The organism is Desulfobacter sp. UBA2225, assembly GCF_002348205.1.
In the GTDB taxonomy this organism is placed as follows: Bacteria; Desulfobacterota; Desulfobacteria; order Desulfobacterales; family Desulfobacteraceae; genus Desulfobacter; species Desulfobacter postgatei.
The window spans coordinates 1-8,336 of the sequence record NZ_DDYV01000224.1; the positions used below are offsets into that span (position 1 = coordinate 1).

Genomic DNA, 8,336 nt, shown 5'->3' on the forward strand with positions numbered 1-8,336 from the left:
TATTTTGCTTCATGAATTCGCCGTATTCCCACAGCTCCGACGAGTAAAAATATTTATAACCATATTTATATATCTAAACCGGCCTAGTGTAATGTTAAATTTTACCATATGCTTAATTTTATTTTTTGCCGGAAACATTACACCTTGTCTTGGTCTTATTTTTATAAAATTTTCTAAAAGTCTTTTATTTTTATCACCACCCTGCTAGAATAATGTTATCAACCGAAGCGTATCTGTATACGTTTCTCTGTGTTAAGAGTATCCTCAGTATTTGTTAGCAAGCGCGTACGAAACGATTCTAACAGGCTTGAGGATATTTCTTTTATACTCTTTTTTAAATCTCTTATTTTATCCACACCTTTTTCATATAGCTGCCTTAATATATCTGCCAGTTGTGTTATCAAATAATGATTTTTCATAGCATTGTAATTCAAGCTGTTAGCATGTTCTACATTATATTTCTTTGTCTTTTGGTTGTTAAAGCCTTGATTTTCTATCTTCCAACGGCTCCTGCCAAAACACATTATTTCATCAGCATTTCTTTTTGTTATTCTTATATCTGTTATGAAAACGTAGCACTTTTTATCATTGGCTTCATCTTCTATCTCGGTTTCTATAAGGTTTACAGACCTTTGATTGTAAACAATATCATTTATCCAAGTACAGCTTTTATTTTTGTTTCCCTCAATTTCTTTAAGTACACTGAAATCCTTAGCAATACTTTTTATCCGACCTTCTTTAAATCTGATAAGGTATTTCCATTTATTATTGCTGCATATCTCAAATACTGGTTCACAGGCGTACAGGCTGTCTCCCAATATGCATATCGGAAGCCGGGGATATTTGCTTTTAAGCTTCACTGCAAGCCTTTTAAATGCATTTATTTCACAGTCTTGCTTTGATACATTTTCATCTTCATTTTCAATAAATTCAGTAGCTACACTGAATACCATATCTCCAACTACTAATTTTGCCTCTAATACATTATGGTAATAGACTGTTTTTTTAACCTCCCCGGTTTCTTTGTCTTTGTATTCCTTTTTAAGACAGTGTTCGCAATGTCTTTCGGAAAAACTGAAAAGACCTGTTGCGTCTATAGCAATGCACCAATATTTATTGAGTAGTCTATAGCTCTCTAAACTCCTTTTCTTGAACAGTTGCTTAATCATGTAGTCTCTTATTTTTTCTATCTCTTCCGGTTTTAAACCACATAAGAAATTATTTATTGTATCATGGTGCGGAAGCTCTTCTAATGTCTCATATCCTAATACATTTGCAATATTTTTAATACACTCATCCTTGTTAAATTGTTCAGTCATATTGCTCATGCTATATATACTGCATGCATTTTTCATTAACATCGAAAAGAGAATAATATCCGACTCGTATTCTATATAACTCTTATGTCGAGGGTCTTTCACACTCTTTAAATGCTTTAAAATATCTTGAAAAAGTGTTTCTTTATTTTTATGAACTCCTCGAAAAAATTTATTTTCTTTTCTTTTTCCCTTTTACTTTTCCTAGTTATTTTTATCATTTGAATCCCCCCAAAACTGTTGATATTAGTGACTTTATACCTCTAATATTATATCATTTTTATACAGTTTTGGCAATTATTATCTCGAAAATTATTTACTCGTCAGAGCTGTAATTCTCATAAAGAAAGCTCAAGGTTAACCCTGAGCTTTCTTTATGAATCAATTTGAATTTACTCATTATCTGTGATACCGAACTTTTTCTTAAACCTGTCAACACGTCCACCAGTGTCAATCAATTTCTGTTTCCCTGTAAAGAAAGGATGGCACTGGGAACAAATTTCCACTTTGATATTCTCTCTTGTGGAACTGATGTCAAATGTTGCGCCGCAGGCGCAGGTTGCTGTTGTTTTTGTGTAGTTCGGATGGATGTCTTTTTTCATCTTACACGTCACTCCTTGTAGTCTTCGTTATAAAAGACCGTAATAGTTAAAAAAAGTTTCCTGTTATGAATTCATCATCTCAAGAAACTCTTTATTATCCTTTGTTCCGTTCATTTTTTCAAGTAGAAACTGCATTGCATCCACAGAATTTAAACTTGAAAGCAATTTTCTCAAAATCCAGACCCGATTCAACACTTCAGGGTCAAGGAGAAGTTCCTCTTTCCGGGTACCGGAACGGTTCATATCAATGGCAGGAAACACACGCTTGTCCGCCAGTTTTCGATCAAGCACAAGCTCCATATTACCCGTTCCTTTGAATTCTTCAAAAATAACCTCATCCATTCTAGAGCCGGTGTCAACAAGCGCAGTGGCAATAATTGTCAGACTGCCGCCTTCCTCTATATTTCGGGCGGCACCGAAAAAACGTTTGGGACGGTCCAGGGCGTTGGAATCGACACCACCGGACAGAATTTTTCCGGAAGGCGGCATCACCGCATTGTAGGCTCTTGCAAGGCGTGTGATACTGTCTAAGAGAATCACAACATCGTGGCCCTGTTCCACAATCCTCTTGGCTTTTTCAATTACCATTTCAGCCACCTGCACATGTCGCTCAGAAGGCTCGTCAAAGGTGGAAGAAATCACTTCCGCATCTACAGAACGTGACATATCCGTCACCTCTTCCGGACGTTCATCAATGAGCAGGATCATGGGAACAATATTTTTGTGAGCCTTGATCATTGAATTGGCAATGTTCTGGAGCAGCATGGTTTTGCCGGCCTTAGGCGGGGAGACGATAAGACCGCGCTGGCCGAATCCGATGGGGGACATCAGATCAATGACCCGCATGGAATAGTTATCAGATTCTGCCTCAAGGTTCATTTTACGATCCGGATACAAAGGCATAAGATTATCAAATAAAATGGTTTCAGCTGCCATTTCAGGATTCATGAAATTAACGGCTTCCACTTTCAGCAAGGCAAAATACCGTTCGGAATCCTTTGGCTGGCGGACCTGGCCGGAAATGGTATCTCCGGTGCGCAGGTTAAAACGCCTGATCTGGGATGGAGAAACATAAATATCGTCGGGACCGGGCAGATAATTGTACCCCGGCGCCCTCAAAAAACCAAACCCATCCGGAAGGATTTCAAGGGTGCCTTCACCGTAAATCTGTCCACTTTCTTCAATATTGGCCTGGAGCAGCGCAAAAATCAGTTCCTGCTTCTTAAGGCCGCCAATACCCTGGATATTGTATTTTTTGGCAAGCTTGGTGAGCTCACTGATTTTCATCTTATTGAGTTCTACAAGATTCATTCGATCTCCTGATCTGATCCATCCGTTTGGTTAAAGGTGTTATGAATTCACAATGCATTTTTTTGGGGATGCCTTTTTGACAAATTGGAGGCCAACCGAGCCCTGGGGGAAAAAAAGACAGATAATGTGAAACGTCAGTAGTTTAAAACCCTATTAAAATATTATTATTTTTTTGTCAAGCGCTGATTGAGAAGTTTTTGATACAAAACGTCCACTGATTTAAACACAGCTTCCGGCTCGCCTCTGTTTTCAATGACATAATCCGCCTTTTGAGCCTTTTCAGCCTGGGGCATCTGAATATCCAAAAGCTTTTGGGCACTTTCCCGATTCACGCCGTCCCGAGCGGCAATCCGATCAACAAGAGTGCTATCCTCAGCTGTCACCACCACAACCACATCGAAAAGAGCTTCCATGCCAAGTTCAAACAAAAGAGGCACTTCAACCGCACATGACTTTTGCTTTGAAAGGACGGCGTCATCCATCAACCTGACCGTTTCGCTGATAATAATAGGATGCAGAATGGATTCAAGTTTTTCCCGACTGCCTTTTGTGTTTACAATCATACGTCGCAGGGCCGGGCGATCCAAGGTGCGGTCCGGGGCCACAATCTTGGCCCCAAACGCCTTTACCACCTGATTATAGGCAGCCTGCCCCGGCTCCACCACCTGCCTTGCAATTTCATCACAATCCAGGGTTATCAGACCGATACGCCGAAATCCATCACACACAAGACTTTTTCCCGAGCCAGCCGATCCTGTCACGCCTATTTTAAGCATTTTGTTCCATCGTTATATTAGTTTGTTTTTCCCCTTCAATTCCCAACGTTTATCGGGTTTGACTTATAATATATTCCTGTGATATTTATCAAGCCCGTTCAATCACCCATTAACTTTAAATTATTATTAATTATTACAAGGGGAACATACGTGGAAAGGACCTTATCCATTATCAAGCCTGACGGAGTAGAAAAAAACGTCATCGGCGAAGTCATCAAACGCTTTGAAACCAACGGCATTAAAATCGCAGCCATGAAAATGATCCATCTGAGTAAATCCCAGGCCCAGGGGTTTTATGCGGTCCATAAGGAACGTCCTTTTTTCGACAGTCTGACTGATTTCATGACATCGGGCCCCATCGTTGTAATGGTACTAGAGGGCGAAAATGTTATCGCAAAAAACAGAAAACTGATGGGCGCCACAAATTTTAAAGAAGCAGAAGAAGGAACCATCCGAAAGGAATATGCCACGGACATTGAAAAGAACGTTGTCCACGGCTCTGATGCCCCAGAAACCGCTGCATTTGAAATTGGTTATTTCTTCAATGACCTAGAGCTGCATTCCCGTTAGTACCGTCCAAAAAATTCCATCCCCGGCAGTCTTATGACGCCGGGGACGATTCGATTTATCTTTAACTTTATATGCTGGCCGCCGGGGTATAACCCTCCAAATCAAGACATACAGAATAAAAGCCCGCACGTTTAAACGCCTCGACTATTTCCTGTCTCACATCTGGTTCCCAAAAGCGGTGTAATTCATCAGGACCAACTTCAATTCTAGCCAAATCCCCATGACATCGAACCCGGGCCTGGGCGAAATCCAACTCATGAAGGCAATTTTCCGCCTGTTCAACCTTTAAAAGCTTTTCTTTGGTAATGATATCTCCTTGGGGAATACGGGTAGCCAGGCAGGACTGGGCAGGCAAATCCCAGGTCTCAAGCCCCAATATTTTTGAACACGCACGAATTTTCTCTTTTGAGAAACCAGCCTCCACCAAAGGCATCTTAAAACCCAATTCCCGGGCTGCATCGATGCCGGGCCGAAATTCCTGCAAATCGTCCAGGTTTACCCCGTGCAACAAGGTACGAATCCCACGTTTCTTTGCCTCCTCCATGACCCTGGAAAATAAAAACAATTTACAATAATAACAGCGCCTGTCGGTATTCCGGGTCACCCTGACATCATCCAAAATATTTACGGGAACAAGAATGGGGGCTATACCCAAGTATTGGCCCAAACGGATCACCCGCTCTTTTTCTCCAGCCGTAAAAAAATCAGAGACAATGGTAACAGGTAATATCGATTTCACCCCGGCAATAAGCGCTGCCGCAAGCAGAAATGCCGAATCGGCACCACCTGAAAATGCAATAGCCAGACCCGAATCATGTTTTAATACATCAAGAAGATGAGAAAATTTTTTATCTTTAGCCGACAGGCTTTTGCCTAAGTCTCTCCAATTAACCATGCTGTTGTTCATATGTTTTCATTAATTACAAGATCTGGTTTAAGTCGGTGCGTTAGATCTAAACAATCTAACCATTGCTGACGCTGATATTGATTAAATCAAAAAACAATAGCCTAATTCAATCTCAACTTTCAACGAATATTTTCTTGACTTCAATCATCTCTTTATTGTATATAGCCTGACGTTGTTCTTCTGCTGGCTGATCGTCCAATGGCAGGACTACGGACTCTGACTCCGTCAATCTAGGTTCGAATCCTAGTCAGCCAGCCACCGATGATAAAGGCTTTCAAGGTTTTTCCCTGAAAGCCTTTTTTGCGTCCAAAGAGGTTTGTCCACACATAGCCGGCACTGTCCAAGTGAAGAATTCCCCATTTAAGATTCATTTGAAGTCAGAAGATTAAATTTTTTTTATGTCCATTTTTAAAGTCGCCAAAACGCGGAGTTTAGGTCGATCCAAATATGAGCGGGCTGTAAATTCTCCTAAGCGCTCAAGGGTTTTATATATTATAGGTAGCTGCAACAGTAATCTGTTACAGTGTGAATCTTCAGTTTGAAATTGGAATTTGCCGCCACTTCAAAAGATTCCCCACCTGATATCTTTTTCCAACTTTCCCCAGGCAATTGTATTTCTAAGTCGCCCGAAAGGATTTCCATCAACTCTTTCGAATCGGTATTAAAATCATAGGCGCCAGGGAGCATGATGCCAAGAGTTTTTTTAGAACCATCAACGAAAAATACTGTTCTACTCGTAACTTTGCCATCAAAATAAATGTTTGCCTCTTTGGTGATTGTTACATTGTTGAATTGTGACATATCCAAATACCTCCTCTTTGTTAAAAAAACCATCACAGCAACTTGCGACCTTAGATTTGAAAATCAATCATATTTGGAGATAATCATTCATTGCTCAGAAAAGCAAGATCAACCTTTTTTTCATTGGGTTGACAATCTTCAAATGCTCAAATCGACAACTGAATCACCGTTCTCTCGGATTTTTTCATCAATGGTTTCTAAACTTTTTGCCAATGTTTCATATGATATTTCCGGCAGTTTACCTCCCCAGGCTTTTTCCGCATCCTTAAACCCTTTAAGGATGCCTTCCCGTCCGGATTTCAAACGCTCTATATCACCGCCAGCACCCTTTATCACAAAATCAATGATGCGTTGGGATGTTTTATCCACTCCAAAATATCCATTTTCACCGACAAGCTCGGTAGCCTGCTCGGAGGAAAGTTCAGAAATAGGATGATTGTTATAAATCAAAGAAGATTTAAGATCCGGATCCAGTTGGGTAAAATGAATAAGAGCATTCTGGGTCTCAATGTTGTGTTGGCTATCTGTTCTGACTTGCAGGCTGAATTGTATGATCTCAGTCTGCACTGAATATTTTGAAATCGATTTATTTCTCCCGATTCTATTGTTTGGTTGAAATAATGTGAAATCAATCCCGGTGACGTTATTTGCAATGCCAGACACATTTGTCATCGTCCATTCTCCCTGTTTGGTGTTTCTATATATTATCGGTATTTAAAAGAAACTTCTAAATTTTTAAATGAAGGGGTTCCATCATGAAAAGGGAAGTGAGGTGATCAACGATAAATATCCAGGATTATGCCAGGGATATCTCCCCATTTTTGGCGTGAGTTATAGCGTTCAGGCATTAAAAAAGACGTTTTCAAGACTCTCTGAATCTTGACTCAGTAGCGTTTTCGCATAAAAAAAAGGCTCTCAGCAAAGCCGCTGAAAACCCTTCTTTTTTTTATTATGGTCGGGACGACTGGATTTGAACCAGCGACCACTTGTCCCCCAGACAAGTGCGCTACCAGGCTGCGCTACGTCCCGTTAAAAGCAACATCGCGATATTTATCACCTGCGTTTGCAGGTGTCAATAAAAATTATTTTTTTTCTTATTTTTTTGTCCACCTACTTATGCAAGTCTGATTTCACCCATATGGATAAACTGGGCGTCACTATAGACGGCGGTTCGTTTGATCACCCGATCTATCATTTTATTTTAACCTATTCCAAATGGAAAACCGGGACCATATATTGAACAGCGTAATTACCGCTTCAAAAAGGCCGTTGACCAATCTCTGTTATTTAGAGACCACCGGAACAGGCGGAACCAACACCCTATGGTAAGTTCCCCTATGCAAAATCCTGGGACCAGAGGATTTCCATGTATATTTGATCAACATCCATCTGTGGAAAAGAGACGCGTTTAACGTCACCCCCAAAGCCGGTCGCCGCGTAGGGCATGCGGAAGCACCCAAGGGGACCCTGATAGATGAGTACACCACCGATGAAAACGGACTCATTGAGAAAGCCAACATCATTGTTGACACCATCCACAACCTAAACATAAAGGGGTGCGAAAAAAAATTTTCCGCCCCCCTTTTATTTTCTGTATTCCTTTAAGAAAGCATAATTACGCCGGACCCAAAATAAAAAAGTTTTCAGGAAAAGCCCGAAAACTTTTATTTGTTTTTTGTGGCGCGCCCGGAGCGATTCGAACGCCCGACCCCTTGATTCGTAGTCAAGTACTCTATCCAGCTGAGCTACGGGCGCCCAAAAAACTCAATATTTATATCAACCTTTAAGTAAAAATGCAAGTAATTTTATTAATTTCGATAAAAAATTTTAATCCAATATTCAAATAAAAAAAAGCCCGGATCAATTCATTATTGACGCGGGCTTTTTGAAAAATAATCCGGCGACGTTCTACTCTCCCACACAGTCTCCCATGCAGTACCATCGACGCTAAAGAGCTTAACTTCCGTGTTCGAGATGGGTACGGGTGTGACCTCTTTGCCATTGTCACCGGATTAAACTGGAATTATTTAATCTGTTGCAGTAAAAATCAAGT

The 8,336-nt window shown here is 40.6% G+C and carries 9 protein-coding genes, 3 tRNA genes and 1 rRNA gene; 3 read left to right on the forward strand and 10 right to left on the reverse strand.

Annotated features, from left to right (window positions below):
* Positions 1–218 precede the first annotated feature (218 nt).
* The 4 genes from B3D59_RS11330 to coaE all read right to left on the reverse strand — a co-directional run bounded on the left by B3D59_RS11330 (position 219) and on the right by coaE (position 4,005).
* Complete coding sequence (locus B3D59_RS11330; protein WP_286819861.1) at positions 219–1,442, reverse strand: transposase family protein; 1,224 nt, start codon at positions 1,440–1,442, stop codon at positions 219–221.
* 266 nt (positions 1,443–1,708) lie between these two features.
* Positions 1,709–1,918, reverse strand: coding sequence for a 50S ribosomal protein L31 (rpmE, locus tag B3D59_RS11335; RefSeq protein ID WP_286819852.1), 210 nt, complete (start codon positions 1,916–1,918; stop codon positions 1,709–1,711).
* Between the two features lie 63 nt (positions 1,919–1,981).
* Complete coding sequence (gene rho, locus B3D59_RS11340; RefSeq protein WP_286819853.1) at positions 1,982–3,229, reverse strand: transcription termination factor Rho; 1,248 nt, start codon at positions 3,227–3,229, stop codon at positions 1,982–1,984.
* A gap of 164 nt (positions 3,230–3,393) precedes the next feature.
* A complete protein-coding gene (gene coaE / locus B3D59_RS11345; protein WP_286819854.1) occupies positions 3,394–4,005 on the reverse strand; it encodes a dephospho-CoA kinase in 612 nt (203 codons plus the stop codon).
* Between the two features lie 150 nt (positions 4,006–4,155).
* On the opposite strand from coaE, the gene ndk reads away from it, so the two are divergent.
* A complete protein-coding gene (gene ndk, locus B3D59_RS11350) occupies positions 4,156–4,575 on the forward strand; it encodes a nucleoside-diphosphate kinase (RefSeq protein WP_286819855.1) in 420 nt (139 codons plus the stop codon).
* Between the two features lie 67 nt (positions 4,576–4,642).
* Here the strand turns inward: ndk and larE are convergent, their stop codons facing one another.
* A complete protein-coding gene (gene larE / locus B3D59_RS11355) occupies positions 4,643–5,482 on the reverse strand; it encodes an ATP-dependent sacrificial sulfur transferase LarE (protein ID WP_286819856.1) in 840 nt (279 codons plus the stop codon).
* Positions 5,483–5,666: 184 nt separating this feature from the next.
* Here larE and B3D59_RS11360 point away from each other — a divergent pair.
* Positions 5,667–5,740: transfer RNA gene (locus B3D59_RS11360), tRNA-Gln, on the forward strand.
* A gap of 234 nt (positions 5,741–5,974) precedes the next feature.
* Here B3D59_RS11360 and B3D59_RS11365 read toward each other — a convergent pair.
* The 3 genes from B3D59_RS11365 to B3D59_RS11375 all read right to left on the reverse strand — a co-directional run bounded on the left by B3D59_RS11365 (position 5,975) and on the right by B3D59_RS11375 (position 7,312).
* Positions 5,975–6,283 carry a pyrimidine/purine nucleoside phosphorylase gene (locus B3D59_RS11365; protein ID WP_286819857.1) on the reverse strand — a complete coding sequence of 103 codons (309 nt, stop codon included), beginning with the start codon at positions 6,281–6,283 and terminating at the stop codon, positions 5,975–5,977.
* A 138-nt stretch (positions 6,284–6,421) separates the two neighbouring features.
* Complete coding sequence (locus tag B3D59_RS11370; protein ID WP_286819858.1) at positions 6,422–6,955, reverse strand: hydrogenase-4 component G; 534 nt, start codon at positions 6,953–6,955, stop codon at positions 6,422–6,424.
* A 280-nt stretch (positions 6,956–7,235) separates the two neighbouring features.
* Positions 7,236–7,312: transfer RNA gene (locus B3D59_RS11375), tRNA-Pro, on the reverse strand.
* A gap of 345 nt (positions 7,313–7,657) precedes the next feature.
* Here B3D59_RS11375 and B3D59_RS11380 point away from each other — a divergent pair.
* Positions 7,658–7,888: a hypothetical protein gene (locus B3D59_RS11380; RefSeq protein ID WP_286819859.1), complete on the forward strand. Its 231-nt coding sequence runs from the start codon at positions 7,658–7,660 to the stop codon at positions 7,886–7,888.
* Positions 7,889–7,961: 73 nt separating this feature from the next.
* Here B3D59_RS11380 and B3D59_RS11385 read toward each other — a convergent pair.
* Both B3D59_RS11385 and rrf read right to left on the reverse strand, forming a co-directional pair.
* Positions 7,962–8,038, reverse strand: a tRNA-Arg gene (locus B3D59_RS11385).
* 140 nt (positions 8,039–8,178) lie between these two features.
* Positions 8,179–8,295 (reverse strand): 5S ribosomal RNA (gene rrf / locus B3D59_RS11390).
* Positions 8,296–8,336 lie beyond the last annotated feature (41 nt).